Raw genomic sequence first — 24,336 nt, forward strand, 5'->3', positions numbered from 1 at the left:
TTTTAAGAGAGCTATTTTTTCAGTCTTTACTTGAAAGCTTAGAGAGTAATCGTAAGAATTCGATATACAACCAAACCAAGGTTATCATTAACCCCATGGCCCCAAACCATTCCATGTATTTTGGCATTTTTTCTTGGACTCCTTTTTCTATTCTGTCAAAATCCAAGAATAAATTTAAAGCAGCAATTATAATTACGAATACGCTAATTCCAATACTCATCATGGAATTTCCGTAGTGTACTGGTTGAAAACTAGTGAACATAGAAAATACCCATGAAATAAGATAATAAGTGGCAATGGCAAGCGTAGCAGCTACCACCACTGATTTAAATTGTTCAGTAACTTTGACGATTTTAAATTTATATAACCCCAAACAAACAATGAATGTTACAAAAGTAGCGCCAACTGCCTGAATAACAATTCCAGGATATTTAGCCTCAAAAATTGCCGAAATCCCACCAATAAAAAGCCCTTCAAATAGCGCATAGCCAGGAGCTAAATAAGGGGAGTATTGCGGTTTGAATGCCGATATAACAACTAACACTAATCCTACAATAGCGCCACCAAAAGCTGGAACCATTGGATTCATGCCATTGAAAGTCATCCACCAGATAACCATCGCAGAAGCAGTAAGTAGCATGAATAAAAGCAGTGTTTTATTGATTGTTCCAGACAGAGTCATTTCTTGATTGTAATCAATGAAGATGGCCTGATGTACTTGATCTTTGCTTGTAGCAGAAAAAGATTTATTATTTAAAAAAGGATTTTTCGATTTGAATTCCATAGTAGTTGAACTAATTTTTATCAAAGATAAATGAAAAATAAACGAAGCACAAAAAAATCCGTCTTGTTTGATTTCTTACAAGACGGATTTTTTATTATTTTAAAGCTTTACTTATTCTATTTCAGAAACTCTCATGGTATTTACCATTCCTTTTTCTTTGATAGGCATTGCAGCTAAGTTGATAAGAAAGTCACCTTTAGTAACATATCCTTTTTCTCTTGCTATTTCATTTATATCAGTAACAGTCTCATCTGTACTTACTACTTTATCATAGAAATAAGATTTAACTCCCCATAATAAACTTAGCTGAGTTAAGATTCTTTTGTTAGATGTAAATACTAGAATATGTGCTGATGGTCTCCAAGCTGAAATTTGAAAAGCAGTATACCCACTATTTGTTAAAGTACAAATCGCTTTTGCTTGAATAGCATTTGCCATAAGGGCAGCATGACGACAAATTGTTTTAGTGATAAAACGTTTTGTTTTAATTTGAGGTGTATTCTGAGGTACTTGAATTAGCGGTGAATCTTCAACAGCTTTAATGATTTGGGTCATTTTTTCAATTACCTGTACTGGATAATTACCTGTAGCCGTTTCTCCTGAAAGCATAACTGCATCTGCACCGTCCATTACTGAGTTCGCAACGTCATTTACTTCAGCACGTGTTGGAGTTAAGCTAGTAATCATAGTTTCCATCATTTGCGTCGCAACAATAACTGGAATACGAGCCATTTTAGCTTTACGTATTAATTCTTTTTGAACTAGGGGTACTTCATGAGCTGGAAGTTCAACTCCAAGATCTCCACGAGCAACCATTAATCCATCACAGTAAGCTACAATCTTATCGATGTTTTCTAATGCTTCAGGCATTTCGATTTTCGCAACAATCGGAATTTTATATTCTGAATGTTCTGCAATTAAGTCCTGTAAATCTTTTAAATCTTGAGGTGTTTTCACAAAAGATAGAGCAATCCAATCTACTTTTTGTCCAATTGCAAATATAGCATCAGCGATATCTTTCTCTGTCATTGCTGGAAGAGAAATTTTAGTATTAGGTAAGTTTACTCCTTTTTTTGATTTCAACTCACCACCTTGTATTACTCTTGCAACAACTTCGGTTTTTTTATCAGTTTCAACAATCTCAAAAATAAGTTTTCCGTCATCCAATAAAATTCTTTCCCCAGGATTTACATCGTTTGGGAAATTTTTATATTTCATGAACACTTTTTGTGCTGTTCCAAGAACTTCTTCAGCAGTAGTAAAAGTAATTAAGTCACCGTCATTTACAACTACTCCTTCATTCATTACTCCTACACGAAGCTTTGGTCCTTGTAAGTCTCCAAGTATCGCTGTAGTGTATCCAAATTCTTCGTTAAGTCCTCTTATGATATTGATTTTTTCTGTAACATCAGAATAATCTGCGTGTGAGAAGTTAACTCTAAACACATTTACCCCTGCGTCGATCATATCTTTTATAATCTCTCTGGTACTACATGCAGGTCCAAGTGTGGCTACAATTTTGGTTTTTTTGTTTGTAATCATTTTTATTAAAAAATTAAATTGTTTTTTGATTTTATTTGATTTGTATCTACTGTGTAAACTGTAGATATACTTTCAATGGTATTTAATATTTCTTTAATTTTTGACACATTAATCGTGTCTTGAGTATTTTCAATTTTTAAAAAATAATCTGCTTTTTTAAATTCTGGGAGCAAATAAACTTTTGTCGAAATCTCCATTGTTATATTTGAAAATAAATTTTGAGCTGTATCTTTTGTATCCTGATAAACCTCATTTTTATTTTGAATTAAATTCCAAGAAACAGCATTTTCGGAGTCATAATAATAAAATCTGGAAAATTTTGTTTCTCCTTCTTTTATGTTAATTTGAACTTCATCCTTACTTTTTCCTAGAATTATTGGAAGTTTTTGATTGATAAAAAACGCTAATCGATAATCTTCCAGTGCAGTATGTATAGCAATAAGATTATAGTCTATTTCGTCAAATTCTCCAAGATCCAGTTTATGAATAGCCATATTCATGTAAAATATGTTGTAAATATAGTATTTCTATCGAAGTTAAAGAACGGAAAATGTAATGATTTCGTTAATTTATGAACGAAAACGTTGTAGTTTTAATGAATTTAATATTATTTCTTATCCATTTTTTCTTGAAATGCAAAATAAGCACGTTGTGATGCTTTTTCTTCAGCCTTCTTTTTTGATGTTGCTCTTGCTTTTGCGATGACTTTTTCGTCAATACTTAATTTAACTCCAAAAAGACGTTCTCCATCAATGCCGTTATCTTCATAAATGTCATAATGGAATATTTTCTTTTCTTTTTGACACCATTCGATAACTAAACTCTTATAACTGATTACTTTTCCTTCTAACCTTGAAATATCTACATAAGGAAGAACTACTCTTTTTTGAATAAATTTTTCGCAATATTCATATCCTTTATCAAGATATATTGCACCCACTAATGATTCAAAAATATTTCCATGAATATTTTCTCCAAAATGTTGCACGGGTACTTTGCTTTCGATAAAGCGAATTAAATTTAGGTCTTTTCCTAATTCATTCAAGTGTTCTCTACTTACAATTTTTGAGCGCATCTTTGTGAGGTATCCTTCATCACCATGTGGTGCTTTATTGAATAAATGTGCGGCTATTACAGCACTTAACATGGCGTCACCTAAAAACTCTAGTCTTTCGTAATTTATTGGGTTGCCTTCTGAGTTTAATTTATTTGAAGAACGGTGTGTGAATGCTTTTCTGTAATGGTCAATATTTTTTGGTGCAAAGCCTAAAATTTTTTGAATAGCATCAAAAAAAATCCCGTCTTCTAGAGAACGGGATTTCGAAAATATTTTTCTTATTATACTCATAGGTTGGTTACAAGTCTAATTTTTTTACTAATACGCATGCGTTGTGTCCACCAAATCCAAAAGTATTACTCATAACCACTTTCATGTCTCTTTTTTGAGCTACATTAAAAGTAAAGTTTAATTTAGGGTCAATATTTTCATCATCTGTAAAATGATTTATTGTTGGAGGAACTAATCCGTGTTTCATGGAGAGAATTGAAGATATGGTTTCAACAGCACCAGCGGCACCTAGAAGGTGACCAGTCATTGATTTTGTTGAATTCAAATTCATGGTGTATGCATGATCGCCAAAAACATGCTCAATTGCTTTTGATTCGGCTAAATCTCCTAATGGAGTTGAAGTTCCGTGCATATTTACTCCATCTACATCTGTAGGCTTCAATCCAGCATCTCTTAAGCAATTTAACATTACATTTTTAGCACCTAATCCTTCAGGATGTGGAGCTGTAATGTGATGTGCATCTGCAGACATACCGCCTCCACCTATTTCGCAATATATGTTTGCACCTCTAGCGATTGCGTGTTCGTATTCTTCAAGAATTAAAGCTCCAGCACCTTCTCCAAGTACAAAGCCATCTCGGTCTTTATCCATTGGTCTTGAAGCAGTTTTTGGATCATCATTTCTTGTTGATAGTGCATGCATGGCATTAAATCCACCCATACCAGCAATTGTTACTGCGGCCTCAGATCCACCAGTTACCATGACATCTGCATGTCCTAGTCTAATATAGTTAAAAGCGTCAATAATGGCGTTTGTAGAAGAAGCACAAGCTGAAACGGTTGCAAAGTTTGGACCTCTAAAACCATATTTAATGGAGATATGACCACTGGCAATATCTGAAATCATTTTTGGTATAAAGAAAGGATTGAATTTTGGTGTACCGTCGCCAGCGGCGAAGTTCAACATTTCGATTTGAAATGTTTCAAGTCCTCCAATTCCAGAACCCCATATTACACCCGCTCTGTCTTTGTCTAATTTTTCAAAATCAAACCCTGCGTCACGAACTGCTTCTTCAGATGAAACCATTGCATATTGTGCATAACGATCCATTTTTCTTGCTTCTTTTCTGTCTAGAAAATCTTCGACATTAAAATTTTTCAATTCGCAAGCAAACTGTGTTTTGAATTTTGTAGCGTCAAAATAAGTAATTGGAGCTGCGCCACTAACACCGTTAATAAGGGCGTTCCAATATTCTTGAATATTATTTCCTATAGGAGTAAGAGCACCTAAACCTGTTACAACAACTCGCTTTAATACCATAACTTATGTATTTTGTTATCTTTAAACAAATAAAACCCACGCTTTCTTTACTGTATTGTTATTACAAAAAAGCCGTGGGTATTAGATTATAAATATCTTTTGGATTGAACTTCAATCCCGAATTTCATATTTAAAAAAATAATAACACCCGCTTACAAAAGTTGCAAGCGAGTGTGTGTTTATTATTTTTTAGCTTCTTCGATGTAAGAAATAGCTTGACCAACAGTAGCAATGTTTTCTGCTTGATCGTCTGGAATTTGAATGTCAAATTCTTTTTCGAATTCCATAATAAGCTCAACAGTGTCTAATGAGTCAGCTCCTAAATCATTAGTGAAGCTTGCTTCTGTTACAACTTCGTTTTCGTCAACGCCTAATTTGTCTACGATAATCGCTTTTACTCTTGATGCAATGTCTGACATAATCTTTAATTTTAGAATTTAATTTGTTGGCAAAAATAAAAAACTTTATTTTAAAACAACCAATAAGTTAATAAATGTGTCAACTAAATTATAAAATAAATTAAAACAAAGGCTTCTCAATGTTATTTATTTTCATTTTTTATTCCTTTTTTTGCGTTACTAAAATTGTGTTGATTATGAAAAAAATAGTTGTTTTCGCTTCCGGATCGGGTACTAATGCTGAAAATATCATAAAGTACTTTAAGGAAAATGAAAGTGGGACTGTTGTTGCAGTGTTTACAAACAATTCTAAGGCAATGGTTATTGAGCGTGCAAGTAAACACGAAGTTCCGACGGAAGTTTTTTCTAAAGACGATCTATTTGAAGGTAAAGTACTACAAAAAATTAAGGCAATTCAACCTGATTTGATCGTTCTTGCCGGATTTCTATTGAAATTCCCCGAGAATATTATCCATGCTTACCCCAATAAAATCATTAATATTCATCCTGCATTATTACCTAAATATGGAGGAAAAGGAATGTATGGTATGAATGTGCATAGAGCGGTGGTTGAAAATAGAGAATCAGAAACTGGAATTACGATTCATTATGTTAATGAACATTATGATGAAGGAGGGATTATATTTCAAAAGAAAGTGACTGTTTTAGGTACGGATACATCAGAAATTGTTGCCGAAAAAATACACGATCTAGAGCAAAGGTATTTCCCAGAAGTTATAGGGGGTCTTTTGAAAAAATAAAACAATACATTTTTATCGCTAGATAAATTAAAATTCAATAAATGGACTACGAAGTACATATATATACTGATGGTGCTGCAAAAGGAAACCCTGGAAAAGGAGGCTACGGTGTAGTCATGGAAAGCGTTGTGGAGGGTAAGACGTATAGAAAAGAATTTTACGAAGGTTTTAGACGAACTACTAATAATAGAATGGAGCTTTTGGCGGTAATTGTAGGATTAGAAAAATTGAAAAATCCCAATACAAAAGTGTTAGTGGTGTCGGATTCGAAATATGTAGTAGATTCTGTTGTTAAAAAATGGGTGTTTGGCTGGGAGAAAAAGAAATTCGTTGACAGAAAAAACTCCGATTTATGGAAACGGCTCCTAATTATCTATAGAAAACACCAGGTTGATTTTAAGTGGATTAAAGGGCATAATAATCATCCTCAGAATGAAAGATGTGATGAACTTGCTGTTATGGCTTCCGTGCAAAAAGAGGTTTCGGTTGATACTTTTTATGAGAAAGAAGAAGGTAAAGTTTTATGAAAATTTTGCGAGTTTCAACCTTTGCAACTCTGAAACTTATAAACTATCTTTGCGCCTTAATTCGAAATTCATAAAATGAACAAATTATTGATTGTTGGAACTGTTGCTTTCGACGCTATTGAAACTCCTTTTGGTAAAACAGATAAAATTTTAGGTGGAGCTGGAACTTATATTGGTCTATCGGCTGCTTTTTTTAATTTACAATCTGCCATAGTTTCTGTGGTTGGGGATGATTTTCCACAAGAATATTTAGATTTATTGACCGAAAGAAATATTGATATTTCTGGTCTTGAAGTAGTTAAGGGAGGTAAGACATTCTTTTGGAGTGGGCGCTACCATAACGATTTGAATTCTAGAGATACTTTAGATACGCAGTTAAATGTATTGGCTGATTTTCAACCCAAAGTACCTGAAAATTATAAAAATGCTGATGTAGTAATGCTTGGAAATTTACATCCGTTAGTACAAAGTAGTGTTTTGGACCAAATGGAAACCAAGCCTAAGTTAGTTGTTTTAGATACAATGAATTTTTGGATGGATTGTGCATTACCTGAATTGCTTGATGTGATAAAACGCGTTGATGTGATTACGATTAATGATGAAGAAGCAAGACAACTTTCTGGAGAATATTCTTTAGTTAAGGCTGCAGCCAAAATTCAAGCAATGGGACCAAAGTATGTTGTAATTAAAAAAGGGGAGCATGGTGCATTATTATTTCATGATAAACAAGTTTTCTTTGCGCCCGCCTTGCCATTAGAAGAAGTATTTGACCCTACAGGAGCAGGGGATACATTTGCAGGTGGATTTGCAGGGTTTATTACTCAAAGTGAAAATGTATCTTTTGAGAATATGAAAAATGCCATTATCTATGGATCTAATTTAGCTTCTTTCTGTGTGGAGAAATTTGGTACAGAGCGAATGGTTGATTTAGATAAAAATGAAGTGATTTCAAGATTGAAACAATTTAAATCGTTAACACAATTTGATATAGAATTATAACATTCAAACCTCGGAAACGGGGTTTTTTTGTTCAAAATAAAAAGTAAGGATTATCCAGTTAAAAGAAGTTTTTCTTAAGCTAGGTTAAGAGACGGAGAACAAAAAAAGTCGGAATTTTGTAATTTCAAAACATAAAATATTAAAGATTACGAAAGTGAGTTTAATAGTATAAAAATAAACACAACAAACAACTACACAATGAGCGATGCTTTACAACACGAATGTGGAATAGCCTTAGTTAGACTACTTAAACCGCTTGAATTTTACAAAGAAAAATATGGTACTGCTTTTTACGGAATACAAAAAATGTATCTCCTTATGGAAAAGCAGCACAATCGAGGTCAAGATGGTGCTGGTTTTGCAAGCATAAAAATGGATGTTAATCCAGGGGAGCGTTACATTAGCCGCGTACGATCCAATAATGCGCAACCAATCCAAGACGTCTTTGCTCAAATAAATGATAGAATAAATGAGGAGATGTCTTCTCATCCTGAATATGCTGATAACGTAGCGCTTCAAAAAGAAAACATTCCCTATTTGGGGGAATTGTTTTTAGGACATGTTCGTTATGGAACTTTTGGAAAAAACAGTATTGAAAGTGTACATCCTTTTTTACGTCAAAGTAATTGGATGCATCGAAATTTAATTTTGGCAGGAAACTTTAACATGACTAATGTTAAGGAGCTTTTTGAGAACTTAGTTGAATTAGGGCAACATCCAAAAGAAATGGCGGATACGGTTACAATTATGGAAAAAATCGGTCATTTTCTAGATAAGGAAGTGATGCAATTGTATCAAGATTGTAAAGAAGAAGGTTTGTCAAAAAGAGAAGCGTCACCTGTAATTGCAGAGCGATTAGATATCGCTAAAATTTTAAGACGTTCCTCTAAAAACTTAGATGGAGGATATGCTATGGCAGGACTTTTAGGACATGGTGACTCATTTGTGTTTAGAGACCCTGCAGGAATTCGTCCAGCTTATTTTTATCAAGATGACGAAGTTGTTGTTGTCGCTTCTGAAAGACCGGTTATACAAACCGTTTTTAATGTTCCTTTCGAAAAAGTGCAAGAAATTGAGCCTGGAAATGCATTAATAATCAAGAAAAACGGTACTGTTACAATGGAAGAAATTCTAGTTCCAACAGTAAAAAAAGCATGCTCATTTGAAAGAATTTATTTTTCTAGAGGAAGTGATGCCGAAATATACCAAGAAAGAAAAAACTTAGGGAGATTGATATTGCCTGCTGTTCTTGAAGCTATTGATGAGGATACTGACAACACAGTTTTCTCCTATATTCCAAATACGGCCGAGACTTCGTTCTATGGTTTAGTGGAAGCGGCTCAGGATTTCTTGAATCAACGTAAGAATAATTTTATTTTAGAAAATAGAAATACACTAACTAAAGAGACTTTACAAGAGCTTCTTAAAGTAAAAATCCGCACAGAAAAAGTAGCTATTAAAGATGCAAAACTTAGAACTTTTATCACTGAAGATAGTAGTCGTGATGATTTAGTGGCACATGTATATGATGTTACTTATGGTGTTATTAAGCCAACTGATAATTTAGTTATTATTGATGACAGTATTGTAAGGGGAACTACATTGAAAATGAGTATCATAAAAATGATGGATCGTTTAAATCCAAAGAGGATTGTTGTAGTTTCATCGGCACCTCAGATTCGTTTTCCTGATTGTTATGGAATTGACATGGCTAAATTAGAAGGATTAGTTGCCTTTAAAGCAGCTTTGGAGTTATTGAAAGAAAGAAACTTATATCATATTGTTGATGAAGTATATGCTAAATGTAAAGCGCAAGAAAACTTTGTAGACACTGAGGTTGTGAATTATGTAACTGAGATTTATGCACCTTTTCAGCCACAAGAAGTTTCAGATAAAATTTCAGAGATGTTAAGCTCACCTGAAATCAAAGCTGAAGTTAAAATTATTTTTCAAACAGTTGAAGATTTACATATAGCATGTCCTAAAAATTTAGGGGATTGGTATTTTACAGGGGATTATCCAACTCCTGGAGGGAATAGAGTAGTAAATAGGGCATTTATGAATTTTTACGAAGGAAAAGATGCAAGAGCATATTAAGAATTGTTAAAACAGGTAATTTATCGGTTTTATGAGTTGTTTGTCTTAAATATTTGGATTGATGAAGCAACTAGTATAAATTTGAATCACCATAACATTAGTAGGTTAAGTTTATGGTAGATTTGGGGCAAAAAAGGTGGAAGGAATTCCACCTTTTTTATTGGATTAAAGTTTCTGAAAAAGAAAAACAGAAAAAAGAAGAAAGAGAATCGGACATAGAATAAAGACGAGTAAGCTAATTAGTTTGTTCGTCTTTTTTTATTGGAATAAAGTTCTTCAATAACGAGAAAAAAGTGGGTTTAGAGCAAAAAAAATAGACAAACAACTTTCTAGTCATTTGTCTATTCTTGATACTATTTATTTTATGTTCTTGTGAAAAAACTATTTTTCAGAAGCATATCTTCTTGAAACTTCAGTCCAATTGATAACATTGAAAAAAGCTTCAATATAATCAGGTCTTCTGTTTTGGTAATGTAAATAATAAGCATGTTCCCAGACATCCATTCCTAAAATTGGTGTTCCTCCACAACCAATTCCTGGCATTAAAGGATTGTCTTGATTAGGAGTTCCGCAAACATCTAACTTACCTCCTTTATGAACACATAACCAAGCCCATCCTGAACCAAATTGTGTTGCGCCTGCTTTGCTGAATTTAGCTTTAAATTCCTCAAAAGATCCAAAAGCAGCTTCAATTGCAGCAAGTAAATCTCCTGTTGGAAGTCCACCGCCATTTGGTGACATTACAGTCCAGAACAAGTTATGATTATAAAATCCTCCACCGTTATTACGTACAGCAGCGTTTTTCATATCAAGATTAATTAGAATGTTATCGATTGTTTTACCTTCCATATCTGTACCTGCTATAGCAGCATTAAGGTTGGTCGTATATGCGTTATGATGCTTTGAATGGTGGATTTCCATAGTGCGTGCATCAATATTAGGTTCTAATGCATCGTATGCATAAGGTAACTGAGGTAATTCAAAAGCCATGATATATTTGTTTAATGATTTATAAAATTTATTCAAATTTAAACATTTAACTTTGGAATTGGAAATTCTATTTAGTTATAATTTCATTAAAAAAATCTATTACCAAGAAGATATGTGTTTTTTTTGTGTTTATTTTTCCTAAGAAAATGGATATTATTTAAATACATTAGTTGGGTATTTGATTCGATTTTAAGATTGTGCCATTGCTATGCAAACAATACTGATTTTTGCACCAGGAATTTTCAGCAATGCACGTGAACATGCTTCAAGTGTTGCGCCAGTTGTTATAACATCATCTATTAGTATAAAATGCTTGTTATGATATTTTTCTATAGTTGATACATCAAATACAGATTCAATTCCTTCTGTTCTACCTAGAAGGTTTTTCTTGGATTGTGTTTTGGAATAGACTTTTCGAATTAAAATGGAGTCGTTATACGCTATATTTAGTTCGTTAGATAATGCTAGCCCAAAAGTGGTGACTTGATTATAGCCTCTTTCACGAAGCTTCTTTTTATGTAACGGAACTGGAATAATTATATCTGCAGTTTGTAGGATAGTAATCTTTTTTAAATCATCGGCATACCAATTCCCTAATACAGTACCTATTTCTTCTTGTCCTTTGTATTTTAATTTATGAATTATTTCTTGTACGATTCCTTTTTTATGAAAATAGAGATGAGCCGACGCATATTCAATCGGAATTCTACCATAGAATTTTTTAAAAGCTTCATTTTCGGGGTTCAAATGATGGTTTGTTAAAGGGATATGATGTCTACAAAGGGTACAAATTGTATTTTCATTGGCAACTAATAAAGAATCACAACCAGCACACGCCTTAGGAAAGAATAGGTTTATAATGTTTTTGAACATACAAATAGTAATTTATTTATAAAAATATGAAAATCAATGCTTCAATCTTCATCAATTTTCTTTTTTTTAAGTTGACTTTTTATATTTTTGCATTACTATGGCAAAACAAGAAGATATATTTAAGAATGTAATTTCGCATGCAAAAGAATACGGATTTATTTTTCCGTCTAGCGAAATATACGATGGTTTAAGTGCAGTTTATGATTATGCACAAAACGGAGTGGAATTAAAAAAGAACATACGTGAATATTGGTGGAAATCAATGGTTCAGATGAATGATAACATTGTGGGATTAGATGCGTCAATATTAATGCATCCAACGACATGGAAAGCATCAGGACACGTGGACGCTTTTAATGACCCATTAATTGATAATAAAGATTCAAAAAGAAGATATAGAGCTGATGTTTTAATTGAAGATTATGCTGAAAAGCTGAATGTAAAAGCAATTAAAGAAGTCGAAAAAGCAAAAGTTCGTTTTGGTGATGCATTCAATGAAGAAGAATTTGTAGGTACAAATCCGAGAGTTGTTGAATACAAAACTAAAGAGAGAGAAATTCTGGAACGATTGGGACGCTCTTTAGGAAATGAAGATCTAGAAGATGTGAAAGCTTTAATTGAAGAGTTAGAGATTGCATGTCCAGAATCAGGTTCTCGAAATTGGACCGAAGTGCGTCAGTTTAATTTGATGTTTGGTACTAAATTAGGCGCATCAGCAGATACAGCTATGGACTTGTATTTACGTCCAGAAACGGCTCAAGGTATTTTTGTGAATTTCTTGAATGTTCAAAAATCAGGTAGAATGAAAGTTCCTTTTGGAATTGCACAAACTGGAAAGGCATTTAGAAATGAAATTGTTGCTAGACAATTTATTTTCCGCATGCGTGAATTTGAACAAATGGAAATGCAATTCTTTGTGCGCCCTGGAGACGAAATGCAGCATTATGAGTTTTGGAAAGATGCGCGTTTAAAATGGCATTTGTCTTTAGGTTTAGGAAAAGAAAATTATCGTTTTCATGATCATGAAAAATTAGCTCATTATGCAAATGCAGCGGCTGATATCGAATTTAATTTTCCTTTTGGTTTCAAAGAATTAGAAGGAATTCATTCTCGTACCGACTTCGACTTAAAAGCACACGAACAATTCTCAGGTAGAAAATTACAGTATTTTGATGCTGAATTGAATAAAAACTACGTCCCTTATGTGGTGGAAACCTCGGTGGGATTGGATAGAATGTTTTTAGCGGTTTTTGCAACTTCATTAAAAGAAGAAGTTTTAGAGGATGGATCAACTAGAACGGTCTTGAAATTACCATCTGTTTTAGCGCCTACAAAAGCAGCGGTTTTACCTTTAGTTAAAAAAGATGGCTTGCCAGAAATTGCTCATAAAATTATAGATGATCTAAAGTGGGATTTCCAAGTAACTTATGATGAAAAAGATGCAGTAGGTCGTCGTTATAGAAGACAAGATGCATTAGGTACGCCATTTTGTATTACTGTTGATCACCAGACAATCGAAGATGAAACGGTAACGATTCGTCATAGAGACACCATGAAACAAGATCGTGTTAAAATATCGGATTTGAAAGGAATCATTGAAAATGAAGTTTCGATGAAAAACTGGTTAATGAAGATATAGTGACACTAATTACAGCTGCATAAAAAAAGCTTTCCTATTGGGAAGCTTTTTTTATGCGTTATAAATAAAAAGTAAAAAAAGCCATTGTTTGTTTTCTTTCAATTCTACTGAATATGCTCTTTATCGGATTTATTTGCAGTTCATCAAAATGTATTAACATTTATTTAAAATATGTTAACATTAGAGAGTTAAAATGCTGTAAACATGTATTTTTAAAATGTTAAATAACAATTTCTGAAGTAAAAATCGATAATTTTATTTAATATAGTTTCCCAAAACTACTATAATCAAGCTATTGTTTATGATGTATTCTCTACTATAGAGTGTGTGTTACTATGCCTATAATTTAGGAAAAGCTATAGATGAACTATTCGTACATTATTATTGACGACAATCAAGAAAGTGTTTTGAAAACAAAAGCCATGGCTGATAGTTTTTCGGAGCTGGTTTTTGTAGCTACAGCTCATAACTATGAAGATGGTCTAAATCTTATATTAGAAAACACGCCAGACTTAGTCTTTCTTGAAATAGACCCGGTAAATAAAAAAAGCAATTTATCCTTATTGCTTATTAATGAGTTGCACCGATACTTAAAAGTAATTCCAAAAATTATTGTTACCACTTCTAAAAAAGACTTTGCTTTTGAAGCAATACAATATGGCGTAACTGATTATCTTTTAAAACCTTTAGCGCGTATTGATTTTGTGAAATTTATTTTAAAATTAAACAAATCAAATACTGAAGCTGAAGTTCAAATTTTGAAGCCAACAGTTTCTACTGAAGAGCGACCAACCGTTTTTGTTCAGCATGAATCGACTAGTAAGGAAGACCCTCTCATATTGTGTATTAAGTCTTATGGTGATTACAGGTATATTGATGCTAGAGATATTTGTTATTTACAAGCGGATAATAACTCTACTGATATACACTTAAATAACGGAGAGATGGTCACCGCTTTCAAAACGTTAAAGCATTTTGAAGGGGTGTTAACCTATCCTTTTACAAGAATCCATAACAGTTATATTGTTAACAGCCACTACATTTCAAGGATACATACGGGTAATTCATTGTGTTATATTAAAAACACGACTACAAAACTTCCGTTTTCTAAAACATATAAGGTAAATATTGACCTTATTATCTCTGAAATTTCTAACGGGAATTACCTTGAAATTTAAAAAATAGTCATTCACCCTAATTTGACTATCATTCACTATCAGACGATAGCATTCTACCATTGAGACTCTTTTTTGTAAGAAAAAATGGGATGTCCTGTGTATTTTTACATCGTGATACTGCTGATATGCAGGTCATTAAACAAGTAAAAAATTTTAAAAACATAAAATCCCCAAATTATGAAAAAATCAATCTTAACAATCGCTTTATTCTCTTTAGTAATGGTATTAACTTCATTTACTACACCAGAAACAAATAATGTAAACATCATAGGCGGAGGTTCTACTTCAGCAGGAAACGTAAAATTAGATATTATAGGCGGAGGTTCTACTTCAGCAGGAAACGTAAAATTAGATATTATAGGGGGAGGTTCTACTTCAGCAGGAAATGTAAAATTAGATATTATAGGCGGAGGTTCTACTTCAGCAGGAAATGTAAAATTAGATATTATAGGCGGAGGTTCTACTTCAGCAGGAAATGTAAAATTAGATTAAATTTAAATCTATATCAGAAAATATACTTAGGCTATCAATTATTTGATAGCCTTTTTTTATGTTAATTGCTTTATTTTACTATTTTTGATGAAATTCTTATTCAACTTTTGAAAAATAAAGCACTCATATATCTTTTTTTATTTTTGTTCTTATTTTTTTTGGGTTGTTCCAAAAAGAAAAAAGAAAATACTCTAGTAACTTCATCAGAGGATAGTCTATCCACTTATTTTTCATTAGCCAATGATTTTAGTATGGCCAAAGAGAAGAGGTTATTGTTTACTGAAAAAGCATTTAATATTGTTGTAAATCAAAAGGATGATTCTCTTAATAGAGTAAATTTATTTAAAGTTGCCAACCGATATTACAACATAAACAATTGGAAAGAATTTAATAAAACAGTCCATTTGGTTTTAAAGCAATCAGAAAATGCTAAAGATACTCTACATTTAATTAAAGCTTATACCTATTTGGGAGATTATTATGATTCTCAAGCAATTTCTGACAGTGCTTTTATGTTTTATTATAAAGCCGAAAAAATGTATGTTCAGCCTCGTGATAATTTGGTTTTAAGTAAAATACTAATCAATAAAGCGAACTTACAATATAGGATAGGTGATTTTTTAGGTTCACAAAATTCAGTTTTTAATGTGTTGAGAAAAATTAAAGATGAAAAGCAAGTCAATAATATTTTGTATGATGCTTATAATCTTTTGGGGCTTATCTACAATGAGCTTGGCGAATTTGATAATGCGATGATCTATTCCAATAAAGCATTAGCAATTAGTGAAGATCAGTCGATTCCCGGAGAATTTCAATCAAAAGCCAGTTCGTTAAATAATATTGGTTTTTTATATTTAAATTCTCAAAAATTTTTAATGGCGAAAAAATTTTTTCAAAATGGATTAGAACAAAAAGACTTACTTAAGTTTAAACCTGCTTTATTTGCTGTTTTATCGGATAATTTAGCCTACTCTAAATTTAAACTTAACGAAACAGATAATCTTCCAGAATTATTTTATCAATCGTTGAAAATGAGAGAAAATCTAAAACTTACCTCTGGAATATTTATTAATAAAATACATTTGTCCGAATATTTTGCTTCTAAAATGGATACCGTTAGAGCAATAGAATATTCTAAAGAAGCACTTTTGTTAGCTCGTAGTACTAATGTTTCTCGTGATATATTAGTTGCTCTTAAACAATTGTCCTTAATTGAGCCAGAAAAGTCATCCGTTTATTCTAAAGAATACATTCATATTAATGAAGAAATGCAAAAAGAAGAGCGCAGTATGGGAGATAAATTTTCTCGTATTGAATATGAAACAGACAGGATTAAAGATGAAAACAGTAGTTTAGCCGATCAAAACAGGAATTTAGTTTATGTTTTTAGTTTCATCACCATTTTAGGATTGTTTTTATATATCATCAAAGCGCAAAAAACCAAGAATAGAGAATTGTTGTACAAACAACAGCAACAAAAAGCAAATGAGGATATTTATAACTTAATGATCTCGCAGCAAAATACGATTGAGACCAACAGGGTAAAAGAGAAAAAACGCGTTGCTCAAGAATTACATGATGGGGTTTTAGGGAGAATGTTTGGGGTGCGAATGAATTTAGATGGTCTAAATAGGTTTAATGATGATATGGCTATTGAACAAAGAATTAGTTATTTATCGGAATTAAAAAATATTGAGCAGGATATTCGTGAAATTTCTCATGACTTAAATAGAGAAAAATCGGAATTAATTAATAACTTCGTAGCAATTGTTGATAATTTATTTGAAAAACAGCGTAATACTTTTAAGCCCAGATTGATTTCTAATATTGATAGAAACATTAAATGGGAATTATTAGTAAATGCTGTAAAAATCAATTTATATAGAATCATTCAGGAATCACTTCAAAATATTAATAAATATGCCAACGCTGAAAATATTAATATTGAGCTGAGAAAACAAGGCGATAATTTAGTATTAACGGTAACAGATGATGGCATTGGATTTAATGCCAGAGTTAAAAAAAAGGGAATTGGAATGCAAAATATGTTATCTCGAACTAAAGAATGTAATGGGATATTTAATGTAAAATCCAAAAAAGGAGAAGGCGTAATTATTACTGTTATAGTTCCATTAGAACAAATACAAATACCATCATAGAAATGACAACCGAATCTACTTTAATGCTAAAAGTAAAAAAAAACATATTAATAGTTGACGATCATCCGTTCATTATACAGGGATATAAAAATGCTATAACTAGGTATGATGCTGATAATTATGAGTTTTTTATAACAGAGGCAAAAGATTGTGAGTCAGCTTATCATGTTATTACTAATCCTGAATCGGCTATTTTTGATATCGCTTTTTTAGATATCAGTATGCCTTCGTATGAAGAACAAAATCTTTATTCGGGTGAGGATTTGGCAAAATTGATTTTAGAGAACATGCCAAATTGTAAAATAATTTTGTTGACTATGTTTACTGAGTTTTTAAAAATTAAAACAATCATAAGTAATATAAATCCAAATGGGTTAGTAATTAAAAATGATTTAACCTTTGATGAACTTTTATTTGCTTTTGATAAAGTGATCAAAAATGAATTTTATTACAGTAAATCTGTTTTAGAGATGTTAGAATCGCATGAAAATGACATCGAAATAGATTTATTTGATAAGCAAATTCTTTTCCATTTGTCAAAAGGAACTAAAGCAAAAGACATTCCTCAATACATTCCAATTTCGTTAAACGCAATTGAAGCGCGAAAATTAAATCTCAAGGAATTATTAAAAGTAACTGATGGAAGTGATATCGAATTGGTTCGGGAAGCTAGAAAAATCGGTTTGTTATTTTAATATTGGAAATTACATAAAAAAAAGCGACACCTAATGATGTCGCTTTTTTTTTATTCTTTTATAGCATCCCAACCTCTTGCCTTTAGAGGAATTCGAGTATTTGCTCGTGTCACTAAATGGATTCCTTCACTTTCTTGAACCATGTGTCCAATAATAGAGAAATTTGGATTTGCTTTTATTTTATTAAAATCTTCCATAGCAATAGTGAAAAGCAATTCATAATCCTCTCCACCATTTATGGCAACTGTGGTGCTGTCAATATTGAATTCTTCACAAACACTGATGAACTGTGGATCAAGAGGAAGTTTATCTTCATATAAATTACAACCCACTTTAGATTGTTTACATAAATGCATAATTTCTGATGATAACCCATCAGAGATATCAATCATTGAAGTAGGTTTTATTTCTAAAGCATGTAATAAAGTTCTAATGTCTTTACGGGCTTCCGGTTTTAATTGACGCTCAATTATATAAGTATAAGAATCTAGATCTGGTTGTGAATTAGGATTTACTTGAAAAACTTGTTTCTCTCTCTCTAAAACTTGTAGTCCCATGTACGCAGCTCCAATATCACCAGACACAACTAGTAAATCGCTTTGTTTTGCTCCATTTCTATAAACAATTTCATCTTCATTGGCTTCGCCAATAGCAGTTATGCTTATAATTAATCCTTTTTGAGAGGAAGTGGTGTCTCCACCAATCACATCTACTTTGTACTCAGCTGCTGCATGAGTAATCCCTTCAAATAATTCTTCTAAAGCTTCTAATGGGAAACGATTAGAAACGGCAACAGAAACCGTGATTTGAGTTGCTTTTGCATTCATTGCACAGATATCCGAAATATTTACTACAACCGCTTTATATCCCAAGTGCTTCAAAGGCATGTAAGCCAAATCAAAATGTACGCCTTCTATTAATAAATCGGTAGAAATCACCACTTTTTTATCCTTGAAATCAAGAACAGCAGCATCGTCACCAATTCCTTTTAGGGTGGATGCTTGGTTGATTTCAAAGTTTTTTGTTAAATGGTCTATCAATCCAAATTCTCCTAATTGAGCTATACTAGTACGTTGCGGGTTTTTATCTTCAATCATTATCTTTATTTTAAAGATGCAAAGGTACAAAGTTGTAACCCTTTAATGAGATAAAGTAGAAGAGATTTTAGAATTGCCTTTATGAATATAATTTTTTTTCGCATCTTTAAGAATAATTAAAAAAGTTTACAATGAAATCATTTGATATAATTACACTAACAGTAAACCCCGCTTTGGATAAAAGCGCTCATTTTTCGGGATTAGTTCCTGAACAAAAAATAAGATGTGAAGCACCCCTTTATGATGCAGGTGGAGGGGGAATAAACGTTTCTAAAGCGATATCTCGTTTAGAAGGGAGCTCTTTAGCGGTAATGGCTTCTGGCGGTCCGTCAGGCGAAATTATTAAAGAAATTCTAAATAAAGAGTCAATTTCGTTTCGAGCTATTGAAACTAAAAATTGGACAAGAGAAAGTTTTGTTGCAGTTGATGATAATACCAATTCGCAATACCGTTTTAATTTTCCTGGAACTGCAGTTACGGAAACTGAAAAAAATGAAATTATCCAAGTTGTAGAAGGACTTGAGTTTAAATTTCTCGTTTTAAGTGGAAGTTTAAGGGAGGGGTTACCTATTGACTTTTACCAAAAAATGGCTGAAATCGCAAAAAAATCAAATTCAAAACTCATTGTTGATACCGCTGGCGAAGCTTTAGAAAAAGTATTAGAAACTGGCGCTTATTTAATTAAACCCAATGTAGGAGAATTAGCAAAATTGATAGGAGTGGAGCGTCTCGAAATGGAAGAAGTAAATGAAGCAGCAAAAAAAATCATTGCTAAAGGCGGTGCCGAAATTGTTGTGGTTTCCCTTGGTCCTCAGGGTGCAGTTTTAGTCACTAAAGATGTGTATGAATATGTTCCCGCTCCTAATGTTGCTAAGAAAAGTACTGTTGGTGCTGGAGACAGTATGGTAGGAGGAATGGTTTGGGCATTGTCTCAAAATAAAAGCTTGAAAGAAGTAATTCGTTGGGGAGTAGCTTGCGGTTCAGCAGCAACAATGAACGAAGGAACACAGCTGTTTAAATTAGAAGATGCGAAACGATTGTTCGTATGGTTGCAGGATAAATAATGCTCTATAAAAAACCCTGATAATTTTTACATCATCAGGGTTCATTTATAATTTAAAATTCAGAATTTAAAATAATTTTTAATCATTCAATTTCAATACAGCCATAAACGCTTCTTGCGGAATCTCAACATTTCCTACCAATCGCATACGTTTTTTACCTTTCTTTTGTTTTTCAAGTAACTTACGTTTACGAGAAATATCTCCACCATAACATTTGGCAGTTACATCTTTACGCAAAGCTTTAATGGTTTCACGAGAAATTACTTTTACTCCAATAGCCGCTTGAACAGGAATGTCAAACTGTTGACGCGGAATCAATTCTTTCAATTTCTCACACATCTTTTTACCAATAGAATAAGCATTATCAACGTGCATCAAGGAAGATAAAGCATCCACAATAGTAGCATTCAATAAAATATCTACTTTTACCAAGTTGGAAGTTCTCATTCCAATAGGTGTGTAATCAAATGAAGCATATCCTTTAGAAACTGTTTTCAATCGGTCATAAAAATCAAATACAATCTCTGCTAATGGCATATCAAATGTCAACTCTACTCTTTCTGTAGTCAAATACGTTTGATTGGTAATCAATCCGCGTTTTTCGATACACAAACTCATTACGTTACCTACATAATCCGCTTTAGTAATGATTGTAGCTTTGATAAAAGGCTCTTCAACATGGTCCAAGCGAGAAGGCTCAGGCAAGTCGGAAGGATTGTTTACAATAAGTACAGTTGTTGGATCTTTCTTAGTAAACGCATGGTACGAAACATTGGGAACAGTAGTGATTACTGTCATGTTAAACTCACGTTCTAGACGTTCCTGGATAATTTCCATGTGCAACATTCCTAAGAATCCACAACGGAAACCAAAACCTAATGCCGCCGAACTTTCTGGCAAAAACACAAGTGAAGCATCATTCAACTGAAGTTTCTCCATTGAGTTTCTCAACTCCTCATAATCTTCCGTATCTACAGGGTAAATTCCAGCAAAAACCATTGGTTTAACATCCTCAAAACCAGTAATTATATTTGTTGTTGGATTTTTAGCATCCGTTAACGTATCTCCTACTTTTACTTCTTTCGCCTCTTTAATTCCAGAAATTAAATACCCAACATCACCGGCTGAAATCACTTGTTTTGGAACTTGGTTCAGTTTCAATGTTCCAATCTCATCTGCAAAATATTCATTGCCAGTAGCCATGAATTTAATTTTTTGACCTTTTTTTATTTGCCCATTTTTCACACGGAAAATAACTTCAATACCTCTAAAAGGATTGTAATGAGAGTCGAAAATCAATGCCTGTAATGGTTCGTCAACATTTCCTGATGGAGGTGGAATTTTCTCAATAATTGCAGCCAAAATATTTTCGACACCAAAACCTGTTTTTCCCGAAGCATGAATAATATCTTCCAATTTACATCCAAGTAAATCAATAATATCGTCACTTACCTCTTCTGGGTTCGCACTCGGTAAATCCACTTTATTTAAAACTGGAATAATTTCCAAGTCATTCTCTAAAGCCAAATACAAATTTGAAATCGTTTGTGCTTGAATACTTTGTGCAGCATCAACAATCAAAAGCGCACCTTCACAAGCAGCGATTGATCTCGAAACTTCATAAGAAAAATCGACGTGTCCCGGAGTATCAATCAAGTTCAAGATGTATTCTTGTCCTTTGTAGGTATACTCCATTTGTATGGCGTGACTTTTTATGGTAATCCCGCGTTCGCGTTCCAAGTCCATGTTGTCAAGCAATTGTGCTTTTTCTTGACGAGCGGTTACTGTTTGTGTAGCACCAAGTAAACGGTCAGCAAGTGTACTTTTCCCGTGATCAATATGTGCAATAATGCAAAAATTCCTTATATGTTTCATCTTCTATTTATGTCAATTTTTTAGGGCGTGACCACAAGGGTCGGGTTATTCGTTTCAATCTTTTCCTTTAAAAAAAAGGAAAAGGATTTTCACTGCTACCCCTCACGCAAAAGCGTCGAACAACGACAATTAATCTGCAAATATACGCTAAAATCAATAGCTTCAAAGCCTAGAATTAGTAAACTAATAGGTTAAGTTAGAAGTCTTTTCGATAACTACTTTCTGCGATTCATCTAAATGTTGTAATTTTGCACAAAATTAAACGAAGATGATTAAGATTGGCAACATAGAATTACCAGATTTCCCTTTACTTCTCGCTCCTATGGAGGACGTGAGTGACCCACCTTATCGTAGGTTGTGTAAAATGCATGGTGCCGATTTGATGTACTCTGAGTTTATTTCTTCTGAAGGTTTAATTCGTGACGCAATCAAAAGCCGAATGAAATTAGACATCTTCGACTACGAACGCCCCGTTGGAATCCAGATTTTTGGAGGTGATGAGGAAGCGATGGCTTTGTCTTCTAAAATTGTTTCAACTGTAAATCCAGATCTAATTGATATCAATTATGGTTGTCCAGTTAAGAAAGTGGTTTGTAAAGGTGCAGGTGCCGGAGTCTTAAAAGATGTGGATTTGATGATACGCTTGACGAAAGCCGTTATTGACAGTACTCATTTACCAGTAACGGTAAAAACGCGTTTGGGTTGGGATGACAATTCGATTAATATAGATGAGGTGGCAGAGCGTTTGCAAGATATTGGTGTTGCTGCTTTGAGTATTCACGCTAGAACTCGTGCCCAAATGTATAAAGGCCATTCGGACTGGTCGCACATCGCCCGAGTAAAAAACAACCCTAGAATCACCATGCCTATTTTTGGTAACGGAGATATCGACAGTCCAGAAAAAGCATTGCAATATAAAAATGAATACGGTATCGACGGAATCATGATTGGTCGTGCCGCGATTGGGTATCCTTGGATTTTCAACGAAATCAAACATTACTTCAAAACAGGGGAGCATTTAGCTAAACCTACAGTTGCTGATAGAGTAGAAGCCGTGCGCAATCACTTAACCTGGGCAATGGAATGGAAAGGAGAGCGATTGGGAATTGTTGAAACCCGTCCTCATTATACTAATTACTTTAAAGGAATTCACTCTTTTAAACCCTTCAAACAACAATTAGTTACACAAGATAATCCTGCCGAATTGTTTGCTATTTTAAATAACATAGAGCAAGCATATGCTGGTTATGAAGTGGTGTAGAAATTTTTGATAAAATAGTTAAACACGAATTCCACTAATTTACACAAATTGATTTGTATAAATTAGTGGAATTTTTCTATTTACATCTGAAATCTTAATCCAATAACTTTTTACTTACTCGGCTACTAGCAATCAATGAAGCAATAAAGCCAAGCGTAACTATTGTCCCCATCACAATTAACACATTTTCAAGAGAGAAAATGACAGGATAAGCCAGTGTAGGAGTAATCATAACGAGTTGGAAGTGTTGTTGCAGTAAAACGATAATTATTCCTAAAACTAATCCGATTATTCCGCCAAAAACGCTCAATAAAGTACCTTGAAGTAAAAATATTTTTCTCAAATCTTTTATTTCAGTTCCTAAATTAAAAAGGGTTTTCAAATTTCCTTTTTTGTCTAGAATCATCATAATCAATGCACCAATGAGGTTGAAAAGAGCTACCACTATTACTAAAGTAAATATTAAATATACTGCGATATTCTCAGTGTTCAACATTTTATATAAGGATTCATTGAGTTGTGCTCGATTCTTTACAGTTATTTTATTGTTGAAAATAGATTGTAGTTTGTCTATAATCGCATTTTCATCGGCTCCAGTTTTTTCTTTAATTTCTATGCCAGAAATCTGATTGTTTTTGTATTCCAATAATTCTTGGGCTAGACCTAAATCAGAAAAAACATATTTAGAATCTAGATCTTCGCTGATAGCGTAAATGCCAATAGGGAAAACTTCACTTTTGTTAAAAGCTTGTTCCGCATTTTCAATTGTTCCTTTTCCAGGTTTTGGAACTAGAACTTCTAGGGTTTTGTTATAATCAAGCAAGCCCATCGAAAATTTTTGAGCAATGCCATAACCTACCACTACTTGATTTGTATTAGGCTCAATCCATTGCCCATTGTAAAGTGTTTTTTTGATGTCGTTGACTTTACTAAAGTTTTGGTCGACGCCTTTCAAATAGGTTACTTCTTGCTTGTCATCAAAAACAAACAAAACGCGCTCTTCTATTATTTTAGAATAAGAAACAACGCCTTCTATTTTTTTGATTTGGTTTTCTTGTTCTGGAGTAACAAAAAATGATTTCCCTAAAGTGCTACTTATTTTTAAATCGGGATCAATATCATTGGTAAACGAAAGGCTAAAAACTTTCAGCCCACTAAAAACGGACAAAACCACAAACAAAGCCATTGCGCCAACAATAATTCCCATGCTGGCAATTCGATTGATGATATTGATAGCATTATTTTTACTATTGCTAAGAATGTAGCGTTTGGCTATGTAAAGGGGAAAATTCAAAT

General features: G+C 33.0%; 22 protein-coding genes. 11 read left to right on the top strand and 11 right to left on the bottom strand.

Translation table 11 applies throughout. The annotated features are described in order from the left end of the window. Positions 1 to 19 precede the first annotated feature (19 nt). The 6 genes from AB3G33_RS04680 to AB3G33_RS04705 form a co-directional block, all read right to left on the bottom strand. A complete protein-coding gene (locus AB3G33_RS04680) occupies positions 20 to 784 on the bottom strand; it encodes a Bax inhibitor-1/YccA family protein (RefSeq protein ID WP_367772999.1) in 765 nt (254 codons plus the stop codon). Between the two features lie 111 nt (positions 785 to 895). After that, positions 896 to 2,326 carry a pyruvate kinase gene (gene pyk / locus AB3G33_RS04685; protein WP_367773001.1) on the bottom strand — a complete coding sequence of 477 codons (1,431 nt, stop codon included), beginning with the start codon at positions 2,324 to 2,326 and terminating at the stop codon, positions 896 to 898. A gap of 5 nt (positions 2,327 to 2,331) precedes the next feature. Further along, positions 2,332 to 2,826, bottom strand: coding sequence for an IPExxxVDY family protein (locus tag AB3G33_RS04690; protein WP_367773002.1), 495 nt, complete (start codon positions 2,824 to 2,826; stop codon positions 2,332 to 2,334). Positions 2,827 to 2,933: 107 nt separating this feature from the next. After that, entirely contained in the window at positions 2,934 to 3,674 is a 741-nt protein-coding gene (gene rnc / locus AB3G33_RS04695; protein WP_367756507.1) for a ribonuclease III, read from the bottom strand. Between the two features lie 7 nt (positions 3,675 to 3,681). Further along, a complete protein-coding gene (gene fabF, locus AB3G33_RS04700; RefSeq protein ID WP_367756509.1) occupies positions 3,682 to 4,935 on the bottom strand; it encodes a beta-ketoacyl-ACP synthase II in 1,254 nt (417 codons plus the stop codon). Positions 4,936 to 5,117: 182 nt separating this feature from the next. Beyond that, positions 5,118 to 5,354 carry an acyl carrier protein gene (locus AB3G33_RS04705; RefSeq protein WP_007137004.1) on the bottom strand — a complete coding sequence of 79 codons (237 nt, stop codon included), beginning with the start codon at positions 5,352 to 5,354 and terminating at the stop codon, positions 5,118 to 5,120. Positions 5,355 to 5,530: 176 nt separating this feature from the next. On the opposite strand from AB3G33_RS04705, the gene purN reads away from it, so the two are divergent. The 4 genes from purN to AB3G33_RS04725 all read left to right on the top strand — a co-directional run bounded on the left by purN (position 5,531) and on the right by AB3G33_RS04725 (position 9,717). Next, positions 5,531 to 6,094, top strand: coding sequence for a phosphoribosylglycinamide formyltransferase (gene purN, locus AB3G33_RS04710; protein ID WP_367773004.1), 564 nt, complete (start codon positions 5,531 to 5,533; stop codon positions 6,092 to 6,094). 41 nt (positions 6,095 to 6,135) lie between these two features. Further along, complete coding sequence (rnhA, locus tag AB3G33_RS04715; protein ID WP_367773007.1) at positions 6,136 to 6,621, top strand: ribonuclease HI; 486 nt, start codon at positions 6,136 to 6,138, stop codon at positions 6,619 to 6,621. 75 nt (positions 6,622 to 6,696) lie between these two features. Then, positions 6,697 to 7,620 carry a PfkB family carbohydrate kinase gene (locus AB3G33_RS04720; RefSeq protein ID WP_367756525.1) on the top strand — a complete coding sequence of 308 codons (924 nt, stop codon included), beginning with the start codon at positions 6,697 to 6,699 and terminating at the stop codon, positions 7,618 to 7,620. Positions 7,621 to 7,818: 198 nt separating this feature from the next. Then, positions 7,819 to 9,717 (top strand): amidophosphoribosyltransferase, encoded by a 1,899-nt coding sequence (locus AB3G33_RS04725; protein WP_367773009.1) that lies wholly within the window; start codon positions 7,819 to 7,821, stop codon positions 9,715 to 9,717. Positions 9,718 to 10,098: 381 nt separating this feature from the next. On the opposite strand, the gene AB3G33_RS04730 is transcribed toward AB3G33_RS04725, so the two are convergent. Together AB3G33_RS04730 and AB3G33_RS04735 are read right to left on the bottom strand one after the other, a co-directional pair. Then, positions 10,099 to 10,707 carry a superoxide dismutase gene (locus AB3G33_RS04730; RefSeq protein ID WP_367773011.1) on the bottom strand — a complete coding sequence of 203 codons (609 nt, stop codon included), beginning with the start codon at positions 10,705 to 10,707 and terminating at the stop codon, positions 10,099 to 10,101. A gap of 189 nt (positions 10,708 to 10,896) precedes the next feature. Further along, the gene (locus tag AB3G33_RS04735; protein ID WP_367773012.1) at positions 10,897 to 11,580 is read right to left on the bottom strand and encodes a ComF family protein; all 684 of its coding nucleotides are present in this window, start codon (positions 11,578 to 11,580) and stop codon (positions 10,897 to 10,899) included. Between the two features lie 97 nt (positions 11,581 to 11,677). On the opposite strand from AB3G33_RS04735, the gene AB3G33_RS04740 reads away from it, so the two are divergent. From AB3G33_RS04740 to AB3G33_RS04760, 5 genes are all read left to right on the top strand, one after another. Next, entirely contained in the window at positions 11,678 to 13,219 is a 1,542-nt protein-coding gene (locus tag AB3G33_RS04740; protein WP_367773014.1) for a glycine--tRNA ligase, read from the top strand. Positions 13,220 to 13,581: 362 nt separating this feature from the next. Then, entirely contained in the window at positions 13,582 to 14,397 is an 816-nt protein-coding gene (locus AB3G33_RS04745; protein ID WP_367773016.1) for a LytR/AlgR family response regulator transcription factor, read from the top strand. Between the two features lie 177 nt (positions 14,398 to 14,574). Then, entirely contained in the window at positions 14,575 to 14,889 is a 315-nt protein-coding gene (locus tag AB3G33_RS04750; protein ID WP_367773018.1) for a 3-oxoacyl-ACP reductase, read from the top strand. Between the two features lie 143 nt (positions 14,890 to 15,032). Further along, entirely contained in the window at positions 15,033 to 17,048 is a 2,016-nt protein-coding gene (locus AB3G33_RS04755) for an ATP-binding protein (protein WP_367773020.1), read from the top strand. A 2-nt stretch (positions 17,049 to 17,050) separates the two neighbouring features. Beyond that, entirely contained in the window at positions 17,051 to 17,743 is a 693-nt protein-coding gene (locus tag AB3G33_RS04760) for a response regulator (RefSeq protein ID WP_367773022.1), read from the top strand. A 50-nt stretch (positions 17,744 to 17,793) separates the two neighbouring features. Here AB3G33_RS04760 and thiL read toward each other — a convergent pair whose 3' ends face one another. Then, a complete protein-coding gene (thiL, locus tag AB3G33_RS04765) occupies positions 17,794 to 18,840 on the bottom strand; it encodes a thiamine-phosphate kinase (RefSeq protein WP_367773024.1) in 1,047 nt (348 codons plus the stop codon). A 131-nt stretch (positions 18,841 to 18,971) separates the two neighbouring features. Between thiL and AB3G33_RS04770 the strand changes: the two genes are divergently transcribed. Next, positions 18,972 to 19,904 carry a 1-phosphofructokinase family hexose kinase gene (locus AB3G33_RS04770; RefSeq protein ID WP_367756545.1) on the top strand — a complete coding sequence of 311 codons (933 nt, stop codon included), beginning with the start codon at positions 18,972 to 18,974 and terminating at the stop codon, positions 19,902 to 19,904. 78 nt (positions 19,905 to 19,982) lie between these two features. On the opposite strand, the gene lepA is transcribed toward AB3G33_RS04770, so the two are convergent. Continuing rightward, positions 19,983 to 21,779, bottom strand: coding sequence for a translation elongation factor 4 (gene lepA, locus AB3G33_RS04775; RefSeq protein WP_367756547.1), 1,797 nt, complete (start codon positions 21,777 to 21,779; stop codon positions 19,983 to 19,985). A 268-nt stretch (positions 21,780 to 22,047) separates the two neighbouring features. Between lepA and dusB the strand changes: the two genes are divergently transcribed. Then, complete coding sequence (gene dusB, locus AB3G33_RS04780; RefSeq protein ID WP_367756549.1) at positions 22,048 to 23,040, top strand: tRNA dihydrouridine synthase DusB; 993 nt, start codon at positions 22,048 to 22,050, stop codon at positions 23,038 to 23,040. 94 nt (positions 23,041 to 23,134) lie between these two features. Here dusB and AB3G33_RS04785 read toward each other — a convergent pair whose 3' ends face one another. Next, the gene (locus AB3G33_RS04785) at positions 23,135 to 24,334 is read right to left on the bottom strand and encodes an ABC transporter permease (protein ID WP_367756551.1); all 1,200 of its coding nucleotides are present in this window, start codon (positions 24,332 to 24,334) and stop codon (positions 23,135 to 23,137) included. Positions 24,335 to 24,336: the final 2 nt, after the last annotated feature.

This window comes from Flavobacterium sp. WC2421 (genome assembly GCF_040822115.1).
Lineage (GTDB): Bacteria > Bacteroidota > Bacteroidia > Flavobacteriales > Flavobacteriaceae > Flavobacterium.